This window comes from Flavobacterium soli DSM 19725 (genome assembly GCF_000422705.1).
In the GTDB taxonomy this organism is placed as follows: domain Bacteria; phylum Bacteroidota; class Bacteroidia; order Flavobacteriales; family Flavobacteriaceae; genus Flavobacterium; species Flavobacterium soli.
The window spans coordinates 1-23,495 of sequence record NZ_AUGO01000007.1; the positions used below are offsets into that span (position 1 = coordinate 1).

At 35.4% G+C, this 23,495-nt stretch carries 17 protein-coding genes; 5 read left to right on the forward strand and 12 right to left on the reverse strand.

All coding sequences use genetic code 11. From position 1 onward, the window contains the following. Positions 1-456 precede the first annotated feature (456 nt). On the forward strand, positions 457-663 hold the full coding sequence (locus G508_RS0109135; protein WP_026705033.1) for a helix-turn-helix domain-containing protein: 207 nt from the start codon (positions 457-459) through the stop codon (positions 661-663). A 185-nt stretch (positions 664-848) separates the two neighbouring features. Here G508_RS0109135 and G508_RS0109140 read toward each other — a convergent pair whose 3' ends face one another. Next, positions 849-1,226: a helix-turn-helix domain-containing protein gene (locus G508_RS0109140; protein WP_026705034.1), complete on the reverse strand. Its 378-nt coding sequence runs from the start codon at positions 1,224-1,226 to the stop codon at positions 849-851. A 154-nt stretch (positions 1,227-1,380) separates the two neighbouring features. Here G508_RS0109140 and G508_RS0109145 point away from each other — a divergent pair, with 154 nt between their 5' ends. Continuing rightward, entirely contained in the window at positions 1,381-3,150 is a 1,770-nt protein-coding gene (locus G508_RS0109145) for a hypothetical protein (RefSeq protein WP_026705035.1), read from the forward strand. Positions 3,151-3,153: 3 nt separating this feature from the next. Continuing rightward, positions 3,154-3,483, forward strand: a complete 330-nt coding sequence (locus G508_RS0109150; RefSeq protein ID WP_157485927.1) for a hypothetical protein — start codon at positions 3,154-3,156, stop codon at positions 3,481-3,483. A 391-nt stretch (positions 3,484-3,874) separates the two neighbouring features. Here G508_RS0109150 and G508_RS0109160 read toward each other — a convergent pair whose 3' ends face one another. The 10 genes from G508_RS0109160 to G508_RS0109205 all read right to left on the reverse strand — a co-directional run bounded on the left by G508_RS0109160 (position 3,875) and on the right by G508_RS0109205 (position 18,520). Next, positions 3,875-4,228, reverse strand: a complete 354-nt coding sequence (locus G508_RS0109160) for a hypothetical protein (RefSeq protein WP_026705037.1) — start codon at positions 4,226-4,228, stop codon at positions 3,875-3,877. A 5-nt stretch (positions 4,229-4,233) separates the two neighbouring features. After that, positions 4,234-5,727: a class I SAM-dependent DNA methyltransferase gene (locus G508_RS0109165; RefSeq protein WP_035694495.1), complete on the reverse strand. Its 1,494-nt coding sequence runs from the start codon at positions 5,725-5,727 to the stop codon at positions 4,234-4,236. Positions 5,728-5,735: 8 nt separating this feature from the next. Then, positions 5,736-7,580 carry a DUF262 domain-containing protein gene (locus tag G508_RS0109170; RefSeq protein WP_026705039.1) on the reverse strand — a complete coding sequence of 615 codons (1,845 nt, stop codon included), beginning with the start codon at positions 7,578-7,580 and terminating at the stop codon, positions 5,736-5,738. Positions 7,581-7,592: 12 nt separating this feature from the next. Beyond that, entirely contained in the window at positions 7,593-8,567 is a 975-nt protein-coding gene (locus G508_RS0109175; protein ID WP_026705040.1) for an HNH endonuclease, read from the reverse strand. Position 8,568: 1 nt separating this feature from the next. Then, positions 8,569-10,482 (reverse strand): AAA family ATPase, encoded by a 1,914-nt coding sequence (locus G508_RS0109180; RefSeq protein WP_169628024.1) that lies wholly within the window; start codon positions 10,480-10,482, stop codon positions 8,569-8,571. Between the two features lie 13 nt (positions 10,483-10,495). Next, positions 10,496-11,719: a restriction endonuclease subunit S gene (locus tag G508_RS18775; protein ID WP_051197529.1), complete on the reverse strand. Its 1,224-nt coding sequence runs from the start codon at positions 11,717-11,719 to the stop codon at positions 10,496-10,498. Next, positions 11,719-12,759: a PD-(D/E)XK nuclease domain-containing protein gene (locus G508_RS0109190; RefSeq protein WP_026705042.1), complete on the reverse strand. Its 1,041-nt coding sequence runs from the start codon at positions 12,757-12,759 to the stop codon at positions 11,719-11,721. Before G508_RS0109190 ends, G508_RS18775 begins: the two co-directional genes overlap by 1 nt. Beyond that, a complete protein-coding gene (locus G508_RS0109195) occupies positions 12,747-14,741 on the reverse strand; it encodes an argonaute/piwi family protein (protein ID WP_026705043.1) in 1,995 nt (664 codons plus the stop codon). The genes G508_RS0109190 and G508_RS0109195 overlap by 13 nt, the downstream gene beginning before the upstream one ends. Then, positions 14,741-17,560, reverse strand: coding sequence for a type I restriction endonuclease subunit R (locus G508_RS0109200; RefSeq protein ID WP_026705044.1), 2,820 nt, complete (start codon positions 17,558-17,560; stop codon positions 14,741-14,743). Before G508_RS0109200 ends, G508_RS0109195 begins: the two co-directional genes overlap by 1 nt. A gap of 222 nt (positions 17,561-17,782) precedes the next feature. Then, entirely contained in the window at positions 17,783-18,520 is a 738-nt protein-coding gene (locus tag G508_RS0109205) for a hypothetical protein (RefSeq protein ID WP_026705045.1), read from the reverse strand. 387 nt (positions 18,521-18,907) lie between these two features. Here G508_RS0109205 and G508_RS0109210 point away from each other — a divergent pair, with 387 nt between their 5' ends. After that, the gene (locus G508_RS0109210; protein ID WP_026705046.1) at positions 18,908-19,468 is read left to right on the forward strand and encodes a YdeI/OmpD-associated family protein; all 561 of its coding nucleotides are present in this window, start codon (positions 18,908-18,910) and stop codon (positions 19,466-19,468) included. A gap of 152 nt (positions 19,469-19,620) precedes the next feature. Here the strand turns inward: G508_RS0109210 and G508_RS0109215 are convergent, their stop codons facing one another. Next, positions 19,621-21,552: an LTA synthase family protein gene (locus tag G508_RS0109215; RefSeq protein WP_157485928.1), complete on the reverse strand. Its 1,932-nt coding sequence runs from the start codon at positions 21,550-21,552 to the stop codon at positions 19,621-19,623. A gap of 138 nt (positions 21,553-21,690) precedes the next feature. On the opposite strand from G508_RS0109215, the gene G508_RS0109220 reads away from it, so the two are divergent. Then, complete coding sequence (locus tag G508_RS0109220; protein WP_026705048.1) at positions 21,691-23,463, forward strand: AMP-dependent synthetase/ligase; 1,773 nt, start codon at positions 21,691-21,693, stop codon at positions 23,461-23,463. Positions 23,464-23,495 lie beyond the last annotated feature (32 nt).

Consider the following 23,495-nt stretch of genomic DNA (forward strand, 5'->3'; position numbering starts at 1 on the left):
CCATAGTCGGCAGTGGGCTGGAGGTCGGTCAGGTATTCGGCATGGCGTCCGCCAAGGGATTTCTCCCAGAGGATCTCCTGGGCAGAAAGCCCAAGGGGAAGTAGCAAAAGGGGAAGCAATTTTCTCATATCGTATGTCTTAGTGGTTCTTTAATTACGGCGTATTATCTTACGACTGCGGAAAATTAACACATTTTTTTGTAATTCATTGGTAAGAATTCCGTAAAAGTAAGAACCGTATTTTTGGGCTTTTGAAAGGATTGCAGTTTTTATAAATGTTAATTTATTGCGAATAATTAGTAATGGTGCACTTTGCCATTTATGACATTCATCTGCCAAGACCTAGTTCAACAATTTAAAGATGCAAAAAGACAGGTGTCTAAATACTGAATGATGTAATGGTATAAAGGGTAGGTATTCTGTGCTGGCTATGCATTATATTTGCATAAAAATAACTATGGAGATCCAATTTGAAATATTCCTGAAACTATTGGAAATTGTAAATTTCAACCAGGCAGAGCTTTCCAGGAGGACGGGCAAACCTGTTGAAAGAATTAATGAATGGAAGAATGGTAAGCATTTGCCCTCTTTTAAGCAATTGGTTGTAAGGACTGAAAAACTAGGCTATAATTTGAATGTAGAACTGGTAAAGAATAAGGAGTAGTTTTTTTGACCAAAATTAAAAGCTAGGATATGCTATTTTTATAATGTTAGGATTTTGCTTCAATAGGGAGTGATGGTAGAGTTGTTTAGATATGTTTTTTACTAAAATTTTCTGTCTTTTTTTTAAACGTAAGGCAATAAAAAAAAGACGGTGAATACAGTCTTAGAATGGTCAAGAACATCCCACTATTTTTTATTTCTTTCAGCTTCAAGCAATCGTTCATAAAGCTTCTTATTTTCTTCGTAAGCTTCAATCAATTTATCCAAAGGATTGAAATTACAATTAAATGCACTTCCATGTACGATGTTACTATCGTTATATGTATTGCCTATAATATTTAACACAGCTTCTTCACTGAAATTCTTAATAGCTTCGGGTGTTACACCTAGCGCTTTCGCTACCTCAATTAGTTTTTCATCATCAATCGTCTCGCTGTTTTCCATTATTGAAATTGCCTGCTGATTTGTTCCCATAGCCTGGGCGAGTGCTTCTTGTTTCATATCGCGTAATTCGCGGATGCGGCTAATTTTTCTGCCGATGTGGTTTTTAGTTGGTGTCATAATTCAAAAGTAATAAATGTGTTTGGAACGCTGCAAATGTAAGATACGTGTAACATACAGAACAAAATGATACGGTACAGAAAACGGTCTTCCTTACTTGCAGTGATTTAACAAAAATACAATTTTTCGGATATGTTTCACTTTAAATTTCAAAATTATGTACCACAATTTATGCATTACCAAAGACCATCCCCATCAGGCAGACCTTGAAAGGGCGGTTGAAGTTGTTTTAAGTTATATTGCCGTAGAGGCCATTTACTTTTCCAAGCATCTTGAAGAAGGTTCGAACCTCGGAATTCTCCTTGTCATTCTGGCTGACGACAGTCCGCATTACTGGGATGATATTTACGAATATTCCTGGAAAATAGTAGAAACTTTCCCGCAGTTCTCGTTGCGCATTTTTGACAAGAAATGGATAGAAGACGATCTGAACGACGGTAATCCGTTTTTCGCGATGCATTGTACCTTGCAGTCCGTTGTCTATACGTCGACCGATGATGTCCTGTCGCACCTGCCGGTAGTTAAGAAAAAGCGTTTCCTGCGAAATGCGGTCAAATATTTTGAGTCCGAGATCAATGGCCTGCACAAATTGCGCGTGCAGGCATACAACTACCGCCGCGCCGACAGTTTCGTATTGGCCGCCTACACTGTTCATCAGGTCATCTGGCATTTATACCATACCGCAGCATGGTTCTTGACAGGAGAATATCCTGTTTCAAAAGACCTTGAAGTACAGCAAAAGCATGTCGTGATGTATGCGCCAGCATTGGGGTTGCTGTTCAATCCCGAAATAGAGGATGAAGCCGCACTTGAGGTAGAACTAAACGATGCCTGTGAAGCGGTGCAGAAAAACCTTGAGGCGGAACCGCTGACCATTGAGCTCGTGGACGCGGCAGCAGAAAAGATGATTTTTGCCGAAAAAGAACTCGAGCGGCTTTTTGCGCTCGCCATTGAACGCTGCAAATTGGAGTTTTCGAATAAGAAAACGCAAATGAAAATGCATGCGCGACAACCTAAAACGGCGGTGGTTTCCAAAAGCAGCACGGCTATAACTGCTGATGTTGGATCAACGAATGCACAAACAATGTCGCAAGACCTGCAGAATAGCTGTAAAATCATCACTGATTATATTCCGACAGATGGCATTTACTGTTTTGGAAAAAAGGAAACTGGGCATAGCGAAGATCTTGTGGACGGGTTTTCAAAGGATAAGGTCCGGCAGACGCAATTGTATCTTTTAGTGCTTGTTAAATCGACAAGGGCAAATGCATCGGCTGACCTCAGCGCGATTATCAACACCAAAACGGATGCACGAGTTAAGGCAACAGTATTGGTCCATAAGACCGCATCGTTGAAGCGGGCGGTTGGAGACCAGCACTATTTTTTCTCAAAGGTTATCCTCGAAGGTGAATTGCTCTATCAGGCGGATGGCTACAGGTGCCCGATAAAGAATAAAAAACTTCCGCAGCGCGACCCTTCGTTTGCAGAGCAATTTATGGTGGAGCGCGGCGCGATCGCCAATATTTTCCTGGAGGCGCATGCCGAAAGGGCATCCTGTACGATGTCGACCGTTGACCAAGTCATGTTAAACCTTGTGGCAGAGCATACCTGCCTGGGTCTGATCCGTGTGTTTCTCGGTTACACTCCCAATTATTTTTCATTGAATTATTTAGTAAATCTCTGCAGGTTCTTTACTTCGCTGCCTGACCAATTTTTCCCGAGGAACAGCGAAGAGGATGAACGTCTTTTTCGGATGGTCAGTACGCCTCCAAGCTCGATGCGCTTTAAGTATGAATGGGAAGTAAATGATACGGACATGGATTTCCTGTCGGGCAGATGCAGCGAGTTTGTGAGAGTTGCGCAAGAATTGGCGGGTACTGAATTGGAGCGGCTGAAAAGTGAAAACGTACAACCCTTAAACAGCTGAATGATGGAAAATATAAAAACATTGGAAGAACTAAAGGCATTCGTGCCACGGTATTTTCATAAGCTTGAACCAGTAAGGAATAAAGCCATTTTTACTTGCAAGGTCAGGGTGTATAATTATTTCGACATGGTGAGTGTCGCTGCCAATCTTCTTAAGCTTTGTGCGCTTGCAACACACGATGACGGGCAGGAAGTTTCTGAGTTAGTGCATAATAATAGCATAGACGTAAACCGCATCATAGAACTTGCGTTGCAGTTTATGCCTTATGACCAGGCCGAATTGGCAGATGAAATGTATTCGATGTTAGGGAAGGATGCTACGGAGCAGAAGTAGAGGGGTTGCAGGCTTTCACATCTATGGTTTCCTTCAAAATTTTTCAAAAGAAAAAAAGAGAAAAAAGAAAGTTGTTTATGGAATCGGGAATTTCAAATAAGCCAGGTTTTTAAAATCAAATACTACCCGCAGGGTGGAGATTTTATTTTAAACCCGCAGGGCTCGAACCTGGCGTCTTAAAATGACCGGTTATCTTCCCCAGCTCTGCGAAGTCTCCCGACTTCGCAGAGCTGGGGTGTTTTTTTGGATTGTAATTGTTCATCCTGAGTTGTTGTGTGAACTTTTTTTTGACTATTTTAAGGTGATGCTTCGGGTTGTGGTGCCGAGGGTTGTGGGTTCTAATCCCACTCTGGTCAATTATAACTTTATAGTATTAAAAAATATTGGTTCCCTATTCGAAAGCATTCACTGACCAATAAGATAGTGCAATTTGCCTATCATTCATTAAAAAACCCTCACCTCTGAAAACAATCCTTCCATTTTCTAATCGCCATTCAGCTTGAATAATTCTATTGTTCACTCTAAAAGTCAGTTCACAATTTACCGTACTATTTTCAATATCAATATAAACAGAATCATATTCGAATATACCATCACTTCTATCGTAAGCTTGACTATCTAATCTCACTCTCGCTATTTCCGTTAATAGTATACCACTCAATGCAGGGTGATTATTAGTATAAACACCGGTAAGACTTCCATCCAATTGTAGATCATACAATATTTGTCCTCTAAAATTTTCCATAAATGTTATTTCAAACTCCCCAACACCCTTCTAAAACTCTCCAACCCACTCTCAATATTCTCTATAATATCCACAGCCAAAACATCCGGGTCAGGCAGATTGTCCAAATCCGCCAAAGACTTATCCTTTAGCCAAGTAATATCCAAACTGGTTTTATCCCTTGCAATCACTTCATCATAAGAAAACTTGCGCCACCTTCCCTCTGGATTAGTTTCTGCGTTATAAGTTTCCATACGCTTGTGTCGGTTTTCAGGATTATATAATTCGATAAAATCCTTAAGATCGCTTAATTTTAAAGGATTCTTTTTTAAGGTATGATGGATGTTGGTTCTATAATCATACACCCACGTTTCTTTCGTCCACGGATCTTTGCTAGAAGGCTTACCATCAAAAAACAAGACGTTCGCTTTTACCCCATTGGCATAAAAGATACCCGTTGGTAAACGAAGAATGGTATGCAAATCAGTTGTTTCCAAAAGTTTCTTCCGAACCGTTTCCCCAACGCCACCTTCAAACAAAACATTGTCAGGCAAGACCACTGCCGCCTGTCCTGTGGTTTTCAGCATCGTGCGGATGTGCTGTACAAAGTTCAGCTGCTTGTTGCTCGTCGTAACCCAAAAATCTTGGCGGTTATACGTCAGGTCTTCTTTTTCCTGTTCGCCGTCTTCATTGGTAAACGTCATGCTGCTCTTCTTCCCGAAAGGAGGATTCGCCAAAATATAGTCATAACGTGTTCCCGAATCCGTAATCAAGGAATCATTAGGTGAGATAAAATTATCAGAATCGATATCGCCAATGTTGTGCAGGAACAAGTTCATCAAGGCAAGCCTTCTGGTGCTGGCTACAATCTCATTGCCAAAAAACGTTTCATATTTCAAGAACTTGTTCGCTTCTTTATCCAGTTTTCGGTTATCTACAATCCAGTCGTAAGCGGCCAAAAAGAAACCGCCTGTCCCACAAGCAGGATCCGCAATGGTCTTTAAAGGCTCCGGACGTAAACATTCCACCATTGCCTTGATCAAAGGTCTTGGTGTGAAATACTGTCCTGCACCACTCTTAGTATCTTCAGCGTTTTTCTCTAGCAAGCCTTCATAGATATCGCCTTTGTCTTTCACCCCCATCAAGATCCAACTCTCGGCATTGATCAAGGCAATCAATTTATAAAGCTTCGCAGGGTCTTGAATTTTGTTTTGGCTCTTGACAAAGATTTGCCCCAAGATGCCTTTTTCTTTGGCCAATTCTCTTAGCATACTGTTATAATGCGATTCCAGTTCTGTACCGCTTTTGGTGGTCAAGGTTTCCCAAGCAAATTCAGCAGGAATGGGCATTTCTCTGTTGTGAGGTGGCTTGCTGTATTCATCTGCCATTTTCAAAAAAAGCAGATACGTAAGCTGTTCTAAATAATCGCCATAGCCTACTCCGTCATCGCGGAGGGTTTGGCAGAAGGCCCAGACTTTTGAAACTATGGAGGATGTATTTTGTGATTTTTCTTTGCTCATTTTAATATTTACTTCCAAATAATTTTAATTAAATCAAATAATAGTTTGTGTCTTTCTTCTAGCTCTTCTTTACCAAAAACTTCCATACTTCTGAAATTAAGATTATAGCTGGTAATCATTTTAGAGAAATCCAATTTAGATTTATAAGTGTCTTCTCTTAAAGTTTCATTCCAATATAGTGTATTTGCATAAGATTTCAATTTCCTTTTGTAAGTTTCATTATTACTTGATATATTATCTGCTCCTTTTAAAATTAACAGTCCTCCTAATCTGTTTCGCTCTCTTTCAAATAGTTCTTCATCATTATCGAATAAATTTAAATTTTCTTTATTGTATGATAAAATATGTTCAACATGAAAACCATTTTTAGAGCCGGTATTTTGTATTAAATCATAAAAATTGTGCTTCATATTCATTTTAGTATTATCTGCAATGAACTTCTCTATTCGTGCAAAAAAATATCTTTTAAACCTTTTTTCTAATTCGATTCCTGTTTCTTTAAAAAATGAATAATTAATAATATCATCAACATTTACTCCTCTATAGTCTGAAATAAGTTGTAATAAATGAAATTCAAATACATCGTATATTTTTGATACTGATTGATTTCGTATTTCAGAACTTATTTTGTAAATTACAGTGGCAAACGCATTACTGTTGTAACTTCTTTGAAGTTGTAACAAACAAAACATTCTATCTAGCTGTCTACAAACAGCATATATTTTTTCCTCTTCGTCAATATCATTCAATTCACAAGCTGACATTATTAACAACCACTGTGTATTCATATCTATTAAATTATTATAGAATGTATAAGGCTGATTTTCATGATATGTTACTGCATACTTAAATACTTTTTGGTATAAATTAGTAAAATAAATAAAATCATTGAGAATAAATTTCTTTACTTCTTTCGGATTATGTTTAAGCTTTAAAACTTTATCATATTCATCATCAAACATAACCCTATGATAATCCTTATCAAATTTTTGAGCAAGACCTCTAGTATCAGCTAATTTGCCTTTTAAAAAGTAAGTGAAGAACTCATCAATCTCATCGTCTTTATAGTTGTTTATTTTATTTACCTGCTCTTCCCAAATTTCATTAAGCTTTAAGGCTATTAATTCATCTTTTTCAATCTGCCCTAATAATTTACCTTTTAATATTTCATAAGGCTTAAGTTTTACACCTCTGTCATTAATTACTTCAAAAACCATTGGAACCTCTGTTTGTTCTACAGATAAGTTTATTAATACTAACCTATTTAAGAAAAAGAAAATGAAAGATTCTAATTTATGGAGATTATCTCCAAACTCGGCATCCATCCATTTTGATATAATTTGATAATTTGAAACCATATTTTGAGCAGTAATACCGCTTGATGTATCTATTGTATCTAGTAGAATTCCATCTAATAATCCTTGCATACTTGTCTTGTGGATTTCATGGTTCATCCAAAATTCTCTCTTAAACCCAGAATGTCCTGTTATTTTGTTTTTAATCCAATCAGTTAAGTCTGATTTATTACTTTCAGCTAAATGCTTTAATTTAATTAGAATTAAAGTTATAGTGGTTAACCTCTGTTGACCATCAACTATAAAAATTTTACCATCAACTAAATTCGTTACATAAGTATTCAAATAATACCAAGAATATTTAGAAATTAATTGATCTAATGGAATATCGGAATCTTTGTGTTTTTTATATTCTTCATTAAATTTATAAAAAACATCTTCTAATAACCTTTTAACTGGTTCTTCGTTCCACTTATACTGTCTTTGGTAAAAATCTATGTAGTAAGTGGTATTTGAAAAAACTCTATCTATGTTTTGTTTGTCTGGTGAAATGTCCATGATTTACTTTTGTTATTTAATTAATTCTAATTGTCTTGCTATATCTTGCGTAAATTTTGAAAAAGGTCTTTTATAACACTCTTCGGGAGTTGTATAGTTACCAATAATTAATCTATCAATAAATGCTTCATCAGGAAAAAGTTTGTCTTCTTTTAAAATACTCATTAGGTCTTTTTTGTAAGTAGGACTGTAAATTTTTTTAATATAAATTAGTTCTTCGATTAAATCCTTTTGAGTATCATATATTTCCTTTATTCTAAAAGTATTATTATAATTTTCTCTATCATATCCATTTAATTCAAAATCTGAAATTAAATCACTTTTAGAATTAGTTTCCCAATATATTTGTTCTGATTTCTTATCAAGTTTAAATGTTATTAATTCTAGTTTAGTAGAATCTTCTTCAAAAAAATTAAATTCAATGTCATTATTTGTTTTTGCTTTATTGCAAATTGAACATGATGGTATTAAGTTAAAAAAACTAGTTGCTAAAAAAGGATATTTTGATTTAGCTTTTATATGGTCTAATTCAAATGTAGCCTTTCTTGATTTTACTTGACCTTTAAATTTTTTAGTTGTGTAATATTCAATTGGAATTATAACTGTCAATTGTGAATTGCAATAAAAACAAGTTTTGTATTGTAGTTCATTTGCTAAGTCCAAATATTCTTTACTCCTTAAATCTTCATATCTTAAGCATTCAACAATGGCTTTCCAAAATTTTGGAGTTATATTTTTTTGTTTAATAATATTATCAAATTCATTACATAGTTCAATAATCTTTTTTGGTTTAGCTTTTAAAATATTTCTATATTCATCTACTATTTTGTTAATGTATCTTATTTTGTCGGCACTTTTAAATCCATTTCTTTTTTTTAATAATTCTAATTTATCAATAGGCTTGATGAAATTTCTAGCTTCAAATAAATTGTCAGAGAAATGATTAACTTTTTCTTCAAGGTTTTTGTCAATTAAAATTTTTCTCATATCAATTACCTTTTAGTCTTTTAATTTCATCCTTAAGTTCTAAAATTATTTCATCTTTTGTTTTCACTCCTTTTTTTTCAGCAAGCAAAAACTCCAATCTTTCTTTTAAAATTGGCTCACCAATAATATTGATAATTTTTTCAATTTCATTTAATCGTTCTATACTAGGATTGATTTTTTCATCAATTAATTCTTTCCCTATTTCTTCAATTTTTTCTCTTGCAAAATCACCCATGAAGGTGTTTTCAAGATAAAACTTGTCTGCTAAAAGTTCATGTATATTTGCTCCAAAAGTATTTTTTATTGTAAATCTATAATCATCACTTTCACCAATACTAATGACATCTTCAATTTGCAGATCGCTCAGTAAATAAGGCGAATGAGAAGTGATAATAAAATGCTTTTTAATTGGGTTTATTTGATTAGTAAAAAGAATTAATCTTTTTAGAAACTCTTTTTGCCATTGAGGATGGAACCCTGTTGAGCCTTCATCAATTAATATGTATAATAAATTAACACCTTCAAACCTTTTCTCTTTATTTAGTTTCTCTAATAATCCGTAGTGTATTCTGGAAAACAAATTCAAATATGCTTTTTCTCCTGTACTAAGATTTGGCCAATCGAAAGTAAATAAAGGTAATTCTCCTTTAGAAGATATTATTTCGAGAATACCTCTTTCTATTTTTAAAAAATCTTTGACGATTTCAACATCATAAGTATAAAAGTCATCATTCCAATCATATCTTTTAAACTTGTTAATTATTTCATAAACGCATATTTGAATTCTTTTAAATAATTCATTATTGTCAATCCCGATGTTTAAATTCAAAATAAACTTTTCAAACAAATGTGGAATTCCCTTGTCATAGTCCTCAGTTTGGAAATTATATGTTTGAATTTTGGGCCTGTAATTGTTTTCTTCGTCTGTTTTAGGTTCAGGTCTATATTCAAAATTATAATATAATATTTCTAAAATTCTTTTGTAAAATGAATCTCGAGCAATAAAAAATTCATAATCTGAAACAGTTTTTCCTTTTAAATAATCCCTAGCTGAATAAAAAGCTCTCATATAAATCTTATCGAAATTTTCATAAAACTTAATATCTTCAAAATCAATATATCTTTGTTGTGTGTCAAATTTTTTGATTTTTCCATTAAAAAAAACACTTATTCCCTGATGAATAAAGTCTTTATAAAATCGGTTTGATTCATCTAAGATATTATCACCCAACTCAATAAATGAGATTTGTCTTTTAATTTCTTCTCTTCTAAAATTTATTGTTTGTGGTAAGGTTTGTTCGTTTTCTTCTTTTATTTGTTTCGATTCATTAAAAAGATAATCATTTGAAACATCGATATAATCAATAGGATCTATTTTAATTTCTTCAAATTCAAAAAAAGGAGAATAATATAATGAAGTGGATCTGATTTTACGGTTAAGAATACATTCATCAATATCAAACTCGATTCGTTTTGATTTAATAATATATAAATCATCGAAATGAGCAAAACCATTTTCATCTATAACTAATTTTTTTCGGTTTTTTTTTATTTCATCATCTTCAGTAATTGATTCTGAATAATAAAGTTTATCATCCATTGTATGTATAGCACACCAATGCCACCAAACAAAAGGGTAATCATAAATTCTATGCTCGTTGTTTAATTTACATATAATGTATTGAAGAAATTTCAATAAAGTTGTCTTCCCTAAACCATTTTTACCTACAATAGAATTAATTTTAATATCAGTTCCATAAAAATCATTAATGTAACTATCATTAACTCTAAAATCAATTTCTTTTGTTTTAGAATCAACAGAAAAATTATAGCGACCTTCTAAATTAAAATCTTTATTGCAAATTTTTAATTGTTTACCTGGTATTTCAAAAATTTTAAAATATAATAATTCCATATAATTTCTATTTCTAAACCAACTCCCCATTAAAAGCCTTCTTCAAAATACTCTGCCTCAAAGCCTCAGCCTGTTTTAAACTCTCATTAATACTTTCCTCCATTTTATCGGCAACACTTAAACGACTTTCGATTTCTTGAACGATTAGATGTTGCTCTTCAAAAGGGGCTATTGGTATATTAATTTTTTCTAAAATATCAACATTAATATTTTTTTGGGCTGTTGCTGGTGCTAACTCTTCTAACTTCTGTTTAAATGAAATGAAAAAATAATTCAAGTATTTATTGAAAAGAATACCATCTTTTGGAAGTAAGCCTACAACACTGTCTGGAAAACAAGCATCAAAATCTAATATTGCAGTTTCTCCAATATTTGCTGCAATTGTAATACACAAAGTTCCTTTTGGCCAAAGTTTACTTTGTGCTAATCCAATTTCACTGTATGTCTGAGAATATCTTTTTATATAGCCTCCATTTGCGTTTCTAATATCACCAGTTTGTATAAAAGGATAATTGCCTCCATATAATTCAGGTGCATTTCTTGGACGATGTTTTGATTTTCCTCTTTTTATTTCACAGACTTCCTTCAAATCAACTATTTTCCATCCCTTAGGCAACTCCCCTTCCTTCAAATTCTCATTTGTCAACTTCCCTTCAAAAGCCCATTTCAAAACACTTTGACGATACGTCTTTAATTGCTGTTGTGCTATTTTTAAATCTTCAATACCTTTGTCTATATCGCTGAAAAGTTCTTCGATTTTGGAGACGATTGCATTTTGGGTTTCAAGTGGCGGTATAGGGAGTTCTAACTTTTTTAAAATCGTTTGACTTATGTTTGGCTGAGCTCCACCTATCCCTTGTTTCACTAAATCTTGTTTTTTATGGAATAGGAAGTTGTAGATATATTTTGAATTCATTGATTCATTTTTATATATTCCGCAAACTGCCTGATTTGTTGCCGCCTCCACTCCCAAAAAAGCTAATTTTCCAATTGTTGCTCCATAAAGGGCAATCAATAAAGTACCTTTAGGAAATACTTTTGCACTTGAATTTTTTATAGCCTCCTCAGTAATTTTTTCTTCGGTATCATAAATAACTCCTTTGTTCAATTCTCCAGATTTTACCCAAGGAATTGTACCATTGTAATATGATTTATTTCCTCTTGAAGGAGTTCCTCCACTAGTAGTTTCACAAACTTCTCCGAGTGGTTTTACTTGCCACTTATTTACATTATTCATTAATTTACTACGATAACTTCAACATTAAAATTATTTTCACCTTTTCTTCTTTCTCCATTTAAGTCGTTAAAGTTTGAAATGTCACGAGTTTTTTTATAAGGATCATAAACAAAACAAAATAGCTTTCTCAGCCATTTGCATTGGTGATAAGACTCAAAATCAACTTTGAGCTGTTCAATAAAATGTATTTCATTTGAATCTTTTATTTTTATCATTTTTACCTCAATTAAAATTTTCTCTTCTCTAATAATTAAGTCTATTTTAGTTGATTTCCCACCCACCTTAGGGATAGGATCTTCCTCTCTAAGAGTTGGAAAAATTGATTTCAATATAACATATAAAATGTCTTGAACATCATACTCATCTTCAATTCTAAAAGTTGGATGATTTACCCTTCTATCTTTAATTATTTTTTGAATAGCATTACTGAAATTATTCATTACATCCCTAACCACTTCATCAGCATTTTTATTTATAAACTTTGTTTGAAGAAAAGTATCTTCAACATCTTCGAGCAAAATTTGCATTTGGACATCTATATCACAATCTCTCGTAATGCTTTTTAAAGTTGTGTTAAAATCTGTGTCATTTACTAAACTAACACCCAAAACAGTGCTAACGAGATTCACTAAAGGATCATCATCTATTTCTAAAATATCTTTTGATAATCTAGAAATTAGTGATGGTTCTACTTTAGTTAAAAAGTATTTTTGTTTTAAGTCGCTTTGATCATACTTCTCAATCATTTGTTGGCTTAATTCATCTTTAGCTGATAAATATAGACCTGCAAATTTATAAACATTGGAAATTGCACTAATTCCTTTAATTGGAGTTTTAGTAACGATTGCAACTATTTTTGAAGTATCAACAAATTCTTTTTTATAACCTATTAAAGCAAATTCTTCTTCAGGACTCAATTCAAAAGAATTATTTGACAGTTCTGAAAAAGACTTGATATACAAGTATGCGGCTAACTCAATATTTTTATGTTGAAATAACTTTGCTTTGTTGTGTTTCAGAATCTCTCTTAAATAAACCATAACTTATCGCTTACCGCTTTTAATCTTTCATAATCCCAACCTTCCACTTTTTTAAGCTCTTCAGTCATTTTAGCCATTATTGATGGGTACATAATTGTAACTGTTCTTTTAGAGGGCATATAACTTCTATGTGACAAGTGTGAAAACCAATATACTTGTTTAGCTATGTAGAACAGACTTGTAAATGTAGAACGTTTATCTAAGTCAATTTTTAAAGGCAAATCACTTTTACTAACAAAATGAAGTAAAGCAGAATGTTTGCTAAGTTGAATGTAAGTCCCTTGATTTATATCACCATTCCCATCATTGTAATACAATCTAAAATTATGACCATATGCTAAATGAACTAATGCAAACTCAAAATTGTAATTAGCTAGCCTTTTTTGTAACCCATTAATAGCTCTTATTTCGTATTCTTCACTTGCCGACTTAAATAAATGAAAAATTAAACGAAACGTACCTGACTTGCTCATCTCCTCTACTAAGGGTTTTAAAGTTTTATATAGATGATCCTCTAAATTTTCAGCATAATTTGAAAATGTAGATAGTGGCGAACAGTCGCCAGCCATATATCTGCCATCATTATGAAAAATTTGAGCAATACCTAGAACAAACTGGCCATTTTCAGATAATGTTGAACCAATACCAATAACCAACTCATCCTTTAGCTTATCTTCCTTTTCAATAGTCCAAGCTGTACCTCCCAATTTCGCATATGAGTTAAGAGAAATATTTGTCATTGTAAATGCATTCAAATTTTGTCTAATTGTTTCAATTTGAATGTCTTGTGTCGGTATTCCATTGCCAATAAATTTTGCTTTGCAAACATAATATGGTGAATTATTTGGACTTAATTTTTCCTGTGCTTCATTTACAATTACATAAATCAAATCACATTTCAATAACTCATCATCATATAACACTTCTTTGTAGCTTGCTAAGTCCTTATTAGTGATGGTTTTGAAATGAAAAATTAAAGAGTTGAAATGAAATACTTCTTTTAATTTCAACTCTATTTTTTTTATAAAACCTTCTGTTTCTCCTTGATATTCCGACGGGCAAATAATGCCAATGTTAATTTGTTTATTTTGATATAATTCTAGTGAATAAGGCTGATAAGTCTTAACCATTTCATCATAGTACCTTAAACTCTGGGTATTTTTACGGTTACTATAAAAATATCTCTGTGGCTTAGGAATTATTTCAGATTTAATTAATTCATCTTCAAAAGGCAAATACTTTTTAGAAACAGAGTTTATTTTCAAACCAAATGGCAATTGAATTTCAGTTTTATTTCTCTCAAGCCACCTATAAAAGCCATCAATAATAGAAAACATTTTTGCGTTTTTATTTTCTTTAGCAATGATTTGGTCATACATAGCAACTGCCCCTTTTGTTTCTAAGAAACGTTTTAACGATTGTTTGTTAGCAAAAATTCTTTCTTCATCTCCTTTCAATCCTTTTATGTCAAAACCATACCTTTCAAAATCAGCTTTGTTCCAAGTAAATACATTTTTAAGTGATGTTGACAATGAAAATCCCAACATTAATTTGTTTTCTTTGAAAAAGAAACAAGGTGAAAAATGAACAATTCTGTTTATTGATAATCCTTCAATGCCACCATTTAAAATATCTTTCATAGAAACAATTTCCCAAGAATTAGAATATTTATTCTTGAAAATTTTGTAACCCTTAGGTTCAATAAAATCGATAATAGCTCTTTCAAGTATTTTGGAAAGCACTTTTGCCTTTTCCGTAAAGTCAATTTCGATTAAACTATTCTTTTCAGGAAGTTCTGCATCCTTATCCTTTTTCCATATTAATATTCTATCATCATCACGATAAAAAGAAAAATATGGGAAATTTTCTTTTAAAGCTATAAATGCTTCCTTCGATGAATAATGACTGTATTCAACTGAATGAATAGGTACAGATTTTGTCGGTATATCAACCTGATAAAAGTTTAAAAATAATCCACTCATTATGCTGCTAAAACCTCATTTAATTCATTAATAATATTGTCCGTTTCTTCTCCAAACAAAACCCACATCTTACTCAAACCACCTTCCGCATTAAAAGGGCTTAAATCAAAATCCTCTTTTTCAATGCTAAAACTGTTGGCTACATAATCTTTCATCATTCGCAACCATTGCATTTGGGGTTCGGTAAACTTTAGAGTACCTGCTTGTTTTTTAAACACCCATTCCTGAAAATTACGGTCTACCGTTTTATCATAGGCCGTCAGCCATTCATCTGTTCCCATCGCCTTGCGTAATAGCGAAACCAATAAAACCAATTCTTGTTTTGGCTTTTCGGTTCTCGGCATTCGTTTGATCAACTTGCCTTCGGCATCGTGATCTTCTTCGGTGGCAAAGGCATCCCACAAAGCATTCAATCGCAAGGCAGGTCGCTCCACAAGAAGCAAGTCATACAAATCCCGAATCATCTTATAGGTCAGGCTTCTATTTTTATAGTCTTGGGAATAGAAAATCTGCAGGGCGGTAATCTCGTCTTTGTGCAGGTTAATCCAAGACTTGAAATCTGCAATTGCAGTATAGGCAGTTTCCACATGGTCTTTTACCCAGCCCTGTTTGGTAATGGTATCCATATTGACTACATCAATAATCTGGTCATATTGTTTGCGTATATCAATGATAAAATCCCTAAAATCCGGATTATGAAAAACGGCTACGGCATTTTCAATCAGTTTACAATGTGCTTCATCAATCTTTTTCTCAATCTCAAATGGAGGATAACCCTGTAGCTGACTTTTGACATTTGACTTTATACTTTCGATTATGTCCGGATCATAGGCATGCAGTAATTGTTTGACAATATGGTTTATTGAAGCACCACCAGACTGCTCCACAAACTTTTGCTTGTCCTTTTCAGAAAGCTGTTTGTCCAAACGCAACAATCGATTGGCTAAGGTCGTCAGCATATCTTCTGAGGTATTACCCATCGCCACGCTCGTCAGCACATCCTTCATGGAGATGCCTGGCGCTTTTTCTAAAGGTCGGCTGTCCGTTTTTTGGGATTGCTCCACACCTATGGCATCAATGATTACAAAATGATCCTTGCTGTATTTGGCGGTCGGCGTTCCTTTGGCTTTGAGTTCTTCTACTGAACAGGTTCGCGTGCCGCGTCCTTTCATTTGTTCATAGTAGCTTCGGCTTTTTACATCACGCATAAAGAGCAAGACTTCCAAAGGACGGATGTCGGTTCCCGTAGCAATCATATCTACGGTAACGGCTATACGGGGATAATAATCATTCCGAAACTGTTGCAGTACTGACTTTGGGTCTTCCTCGCTTCGGTAGGTAATCTTTTTGCAGAATTTATTTTCTTCGCCAAATTCCTCCCGGACAATCTCAATGATGTCTTCGGCATGGCTGTCGGTCTTGGCAAATATCAAAAGCTTGGGCACTTCAAAGTTGCCATCTTTGTCCAAACGGTCCGGAAACATTTGGGGCAGACTGTCCTTGGTTGCCCTGATAATGGTTCTGATGGTACTTGGATTGACAACGTCTTTATCAAGCTGTTTACCGCTATAGGCAACATCTTCATCAAGGGCTTGCCAAAATTTCTTTCGGGTTTGCCGCTCTCTTCTATCTACTTTTTCACCCAGCTTGATAATGTTTCCCTGTTTTGTAATTTCGGTTTCAATCGTGAAAACATTATACGGAACCAAAACACCATCGATCACCGCTTTTTCATAGCCGTAATCGGAAACCAAATTTTGATTGAAATACCCAAAGGTTCGGTTGTCAGGCGTTGCCGTGAGTCCGATTTGAAATACATCAAAGTAGTCCAGCACTTGTTTCCATAAATTATAGATGCTTCTATGGCATTCGTCAATGACGACGAAATCAAAAAACTCAATAGGCACTTTTTCATTATAACCAACAGGAACAGGCTCTTTTGCCTGAAATGCCATTTCATTGGGATTTTCCAGTTCCGCACTTTCGTCCAGTTCGGTTTCCTTTAGTATAGAATACATCCGCTGGATCGTACTGATATAGACTTGGCTGTCATTCGGAATAAACGAGCTATTCAGTCGCGTAACGCCATATAATTCTGTAAACAGGCGGTTGTCTTCATTGGCAATAAAAGAACGGAATTCGCCTTCTGCCTGTTCGCCAAGGTTTTTGGTATCGACTAAGAATAAGATACGTTTTGCTTTCGCGTATTTCAACAAGCGATATACAAAAGTGATCGCTGTAAAGGTTTTCCCAGAACCTGTAGCCATCTGTATCAAGGCTTTAGGTTTCTGTTCTTTAAAGGACTTCTCTAAATTGGCGATAGCACTAACTTGGCAGTCACGCAAGCCGTCTTCGGGAAGCGCAGGGAGATCGTGTAATCTTCCTCTAAGTGTTTTGTTTTCTTTTGACCATTGCTGGAACGTTTCGGGTCTGTGAAACGTAAATACGGTTCTAGACCGTGGCTTCGGGTCTCTATAATCCGTAAATCGGGTAATTGCTCCAGTACTTTCATAAACAAAAGGCAAAGGATCATTGTTTAACAATCGTAGTTTTGCATTGGCATAACTCGCAGATTGGTCTTCCACCGTAGTCAACCGAACACCTTCTTCCTCTCTTTTAGCCTCGATGATGCCAACTGCTTTTCGATCAACAAACAATACATAATCTGCCGGACCAATATCCGTTTGGTATTCTCTTATGGCAACACCCAAACCTGCCGAAAGATTAAATTTCTTCTTATCTTGAATAATCCACCCACAGCCAATGAGTTGGCTATCGATTTTATCACGGGCAATCTGCTCTGGATTTTGATTACTCATTCTTATTAATTGTTTGTTAATTTGATAAAGATATAAAATTTGTTGTAATGTTAAAATATTTACTTGAAAACCTTTATTGAATGGACTTTAAGGTACAATGATAATTATAAGCTTTTAATATAAATTACGGTTTTCCTCATTTTTACATTTTTTTGACGCTGCCAATGTCCAACAATCTCTAACCATCCACAATAGGGGAAACCCTATTTTTTAAGCAAACAATCAAATCACCCCCACAACCTTCACTCCAAACCCCTTCTCCTCCTGAAAGCCATAAAAACCACCATTCACCTCCTGCGAAAAGCGGTAATGCAAAACCGCAATGCGAATACCGTTTGCCGCTGCTGGAATAACTACAGGCAAGCTAATATCTTGAACGCCTCCATTTTTGGATACACGGACGACCTCACTGCTAAAAAGGGTAGCCCTCTGTTCCACCAAATCCAAAACCACTACACCAAGTTGCAGTTCAAAGTGGGTCGCACCCGTAATAAACTTCAACCTTTTGGGAGCAAATCCATTCAGGGTATAGGCCGCTGCAGTGGCATCATAAGAACCGGTGTCGGTCGGTAGGCAAAAGGACGTAAAGCAAAACCCCTCAAGCAAGGCTTTCCCATCAGCATGCTCCAACCCCACAGCTATCTGCCGTTTGCCACGTTCAGAAACCAGGTCGGTATTCTTGATTTGAATAAACAGCTGCATGAGCCTCCCTTGCAATTCCTCATTCCGCTGCTTGCCAAGAAAAGGAAACAAACTGTCCTTGAACAGCTTCTTCACACGCGAACAATGTCCAAACTCGGTATTGCTTTCCCGAACCCGAACCATCGAAGCACTTTTCTGAATACGCTCCTTTGTAAAGCCACCACCAGCTTTTCGGGCAACCAGCTTCCCTTTTCGCATATAGAAATTAATGCCATCAATAGTGCCAACCAAAGGCACAATACCCACCTGCTTTGCCATATCCTTATAATTTAAAAAACGTGGAGACAAATATCCGAAATAAAAACAATATATGCCGTATGTATGCCGTGTATATGTCGTATATATACCGTATAGTATTCGTATATAGAACGTATCTGATACATAAATACTATACTACTATTCTACAACCGAAATACTGCTCATCTTCTTCAACAACAGCCCCACCACATGATACATTCGGAAAAAAACAGAACCCATGTTCCAGCTACAGCGAGACCATTTACAGGTTTATAAAGTTCCACAAATGGCTAAAACTTAGAAATGGCGGGTTAAAAGGGAGCAGTTATCTTATCCCTTTTTATTTTTCGTAGTGGTGCTTTCGCATTTGCAATTTGCCCTTTATCTTTACCATCTAAAAAAAGCGCTATGGCACATCACTTTTTCGAAACACCACAGGATTTTAGAAATTGGCTAAAAGAAAACCATGATAAGGCATCAGAGATCATTGTGGCCTTCTACAAAAAAGATGCAGGCAAAAAGAGCATCACCTGGCCCGAAGCGGTAGAGGAAGCACTTTGCTTTGGCTGGATTGACAGTACCAGGAGAAAGATTGATGACGAAAGCTACTCGAATAGATTCACGCCTCGAAAGAAAACAAGCATCTGGAGTGCAAAAAATATAGCCAATATGGAGCGACTGCAAAAGGAAGGCCTCATGCATCCCGCCGGATGGGAAGCATTCAAACACAGGAAAGAACACCTATCAAAAGTGTACTCCTTTGAAAGTAAGGCAAAAGAACTGGATGAAGATTTCACCCAACTGTTTAAAATCAATAGAAAAGCTTGGGAATTCTTTACCAATCAGGCCCCTTCCTATCAGAAAGTAATCATCCATTGGATCATGACGGCCAAACAAGAAGCTACACGATTGTCAAGGCTAGAAAAAACAATCAAGGCAAGCGAAGAAGAAAAAAGACTGCAGCAATAGTAGTTATAAGTGGTGCATCACCAGCAATGTTGTTTCTAACAAATACCGTTTTAGATTATAAAACACAGATTATACAGATAGACTCTTATTAACTTGTAATTAAAAAATCGGTGTAAATCTGTGTAATCCGTGTTAACTAAAAATAATAGTGTTTAATTCTCAGCGAGTTTCTTATCAATGATTCGCTCCATATAATCCTGAATAAAGGCCTTGCATTTCAACTCGATCAAGTCCATTTCGGCATTTCGATTGGCAATCAAATTCTTTTCCATTCCCTTATCATTCTTATCATAAAAACCAATCGCTTTCTTGCCGTCAAACGTGCAGATGTAATTGCCACTCATAAACTGATACACATTCGAAGAATATTTGATCACAAATGGCTCCTCGCCTTCATTCTTGCTAGCCAAACTCCTTCCCCAGCTTCTAAAGGGCTTTTTATAACCAATCATATCCAAAATCGTAGGATAGATATCGATTTGTTGGGCCCATTCCGCACTAACACCTGGCTGTGCATATTTTCCATTTGGAGAATAGAAGAGTATTGGTACGGTATTTCGGTTAAATTCCTTTTTATATTCGTCATAAGCAATCGTATTCCCATGATCGGCAACCAGAACAAAAATAGTGTTATCATACCAAGGCTGTTTTTTGGCTTCCTTAAAAAATTGCTGTAAGGCATAATCTGTATACCCTATCCCTTCGTGAATATTTACGGTTCCCTTTGGAAACTTACCGCTATATTTTTCGGGAACTTTATAAGGCTCATGAGAAGAAACCGAGAAAAGCGTTGCCATAAAAGGCTGTTGCTTGGTGTCGAGCGTGTTTTTCATATACTGGAAAAAAGGCTCGTCCCAGATGCCCCAAACGCCATCAAATTCAGCATCATTATTAAATTCGGTCTTGCCATAATAATGCTCGATACCCAAGATATTCCCAAAACCTAGAAACCCCATAGAACCATTTGGAGCTCCATGGAAAAAACTGGTATCATAGCCTTCATCGTTCAAAACCGAAACCAATGACTGTATTTTCTGTTTTGGATAAGGCGAAGAGGTAAAGGCATCCTTGAATGAGGGTACTCCAGCCAAAATAGAAGACATTCCGTGAATCGACTTGAAGCCATTTGCATAAGCATTGGTATAAATCATACTGTGCTGTGCAAGCGAATCTACAAATGGAGAATAGCCTCTATACCCTGGAATATTCTGGTCTTTATTGAAGCTTGCAATGTATTCTCGGGCATAGCTTTCCAATATGAAAACCACCACATTCGGTTTTGTAGAAGGATTGTGGCTGTATTGTTTTATCGGCTTTGTGTATTTTGCAATAACCGATGGATCAACCAAATCTTGCTTCTTGAAACTGGTAGCACTTATCGTTCGGATAATAGCAAATGGGGTATTCAAAACCAAATCACCTTGCGAAATATGGCTTACATATCGATTGGCATCCAACATATTAATCGGTCGGGTACTCTTCTTGAAATCTCCCCTGATACCGCCAATACATAAAGTGGTTATGACTAGAAAACCAATCACTGAAAAGGCAAAATACTTTACATTCACCACAGGTTTTGTGTAGCTCACTTTCACTTTCTTATACAAATAAATCCATAAGTAAGAAAATGCAATTAGCAAAAGGAAGACATGCCAATAATTCACCAGAAAGTTTCCAAACAAGGTAGCTTTATTCGATTCATGTTCTAGCGAATCTACTACAGCAATGGTAGTACGGGAGAAAATAAATCGGTAGTAAATCAAGTCGATAAAATTGGTCGACCAAGCTATAAAGTTGGTTATAAAATAAAGATAGAATAAAAATTTCTGGAATCCTTTTTTTGTATTGACAACCAATGGCAGTATAGACAACAGTATAAACAACCCATTGGAATATAAAATGGCTGTAGTATCAAATGCCAAACCATGATAATAGAGCCTGAAGAATTCAAAAAACGAATCTACTACCAGAAGATCACTATTATACAAATAAAACAAAACTCGCGTGATGAAATAAAACAAATAAACCAATACTATTCTGTATAACAATATTTTATATTCGTTTAATCGAAAAAATTGCTGCATTATGTTGTCCTGATTAAAAGGTTTTTTAGAAGTGCAAAACTACATATTTCATAACAAAGATTTAATATTCTGAATAAATATTGTGAATGACTAGATATTTAATTAATTTGCAGTCACTAAAATATAATTTCATCAAAAATGAGTGCAATAACCCGGCTGTTTGATTTTCCCTATCATCAACAAAAAAACTACAATATTCCCGACTCATTAGTAACAAAACAGGACGGCGTTTGGGTGAAAACCTCGACCGATGAATATGTCGAAAAGGCCAATACCATCTCCAGAGCCTTGCTTCGATTAGGCATTCAAAAGAATGACAAGATTGCCATTATTTCTTCCAATAATAGAACCGAATGGCACATTATGGATATCGGGACGCTTCAAACGGGAGCCCAAACCGTACCTATTTACCCTACAATTTCCGAAGCTGATTATGAATACATATTGAACCACTCGGAAGCCAGCTATTGCTTTGTTTCGGATGATGTAGTTTTGGATAAGCTGAATGCCATCAAGCACAATGTGCCAAGACTAAAAGAGATGTATTCTTTTAACAAGATTGAAGGTTGCAAAAACTGGTCAGAACTATTAGAATTAGGAAAAGATACTAGCAATCAAGACGAAGTGGAGGAACGTAAAAACAACGTAAAACCGCTTGAACTTGCCACGATAATCTATACTTCTGGTACCACAGGAAAACCAAAAGGAGTGATGCTTTCGCATAATAATATCGTTTCGAACGTATTGGACTCTGCCAGTAGGATTCCGTTTGAAGCAGGAAAAAGCAAGGCCTTGAGTTTCTTGCCTATTTGCCATATCTATGAGCGAATGGTGACGTACATCTATCAATACTACGGAGTTGCCATCTATTTTGGTGAATCCATCGAAAAGATTTCCGATAATGTAAAGGAAATTGGGCCAAACGTGATGACAGGCGTTCCTAGACTTATCGAGAAAGTATATGAAAAGATTATTGCAAAAGGCACTGAATTGACAGGAATCAAGAAGAAATTATTTTTCTGGGCCATTTCTGTTGGTTTGAAATATGAACCGGATGGTGCAAACGGCTGGTGGTATGAATTTCAATTATCAATTGCCCGAAAACTTATTTTCAGCAAATGGAAAGCCGGTTTGGGTGGCAATTTAGATCTCATTGTAAACGGAAGTGCTGCACTACAACCACGATTGGCCCGCGTTTTTGCCGCAGCAGAAATATATGTGATGGAAGGCTATGGCTTATCCGAAACATCGCCTGTAATATCCGTAAATGACAGACGAAATGGTGGTTTCAAAATTGGTACAGCTGGAAAAATCATTGATAACGTAGAAGTAAAAATTGCCGAAGATGGCGAGATCCTTTGCAAAGGTCCAAACGTAATGATGGGCTATTATAAAGATGAAAAGCTCACCAGCGAAGCCATTGTAGACGGCTATTTTCATACCGGAGATATTGGTCAGGTGGATGCTGAAGGATTCCTGAAGATTACCGACCGTAAAAAAGAAATGTTCAAGACCTCTGGTGGAAAATACATAGCTCCTCAATTGATCGAGAATGCGATGAAACAATCGCGTTTCATTGGCGAAATAATGGTGATTGGCGACGGGGAGAAAATGCCTGGAGCTTTTATACAGCCTGATTTTGAATTCGTTAAACAATGGGCTAAAAAGAAAAACATCAACATCGGTAGTACTAACAAGGAGATCATTGCCAATGAAGAAGTAAAAAAACGTATCGACGAAGAAGTCGAAACCATCAATCAAAAGTTTGGACATTGGGAAAAGATCAAGCGTTTTGAATTGACTCCTGATGTTTGGTCGATTGATGGCGGACACCTCACCCCTACCATGAAACTCAAACGTAAAAGCGTTATGGAAATCTACAAGGATTTATACGATAAGATTTACAAATAAACAAAAGTCTCCCCATTTTAAGGGAGACTTTT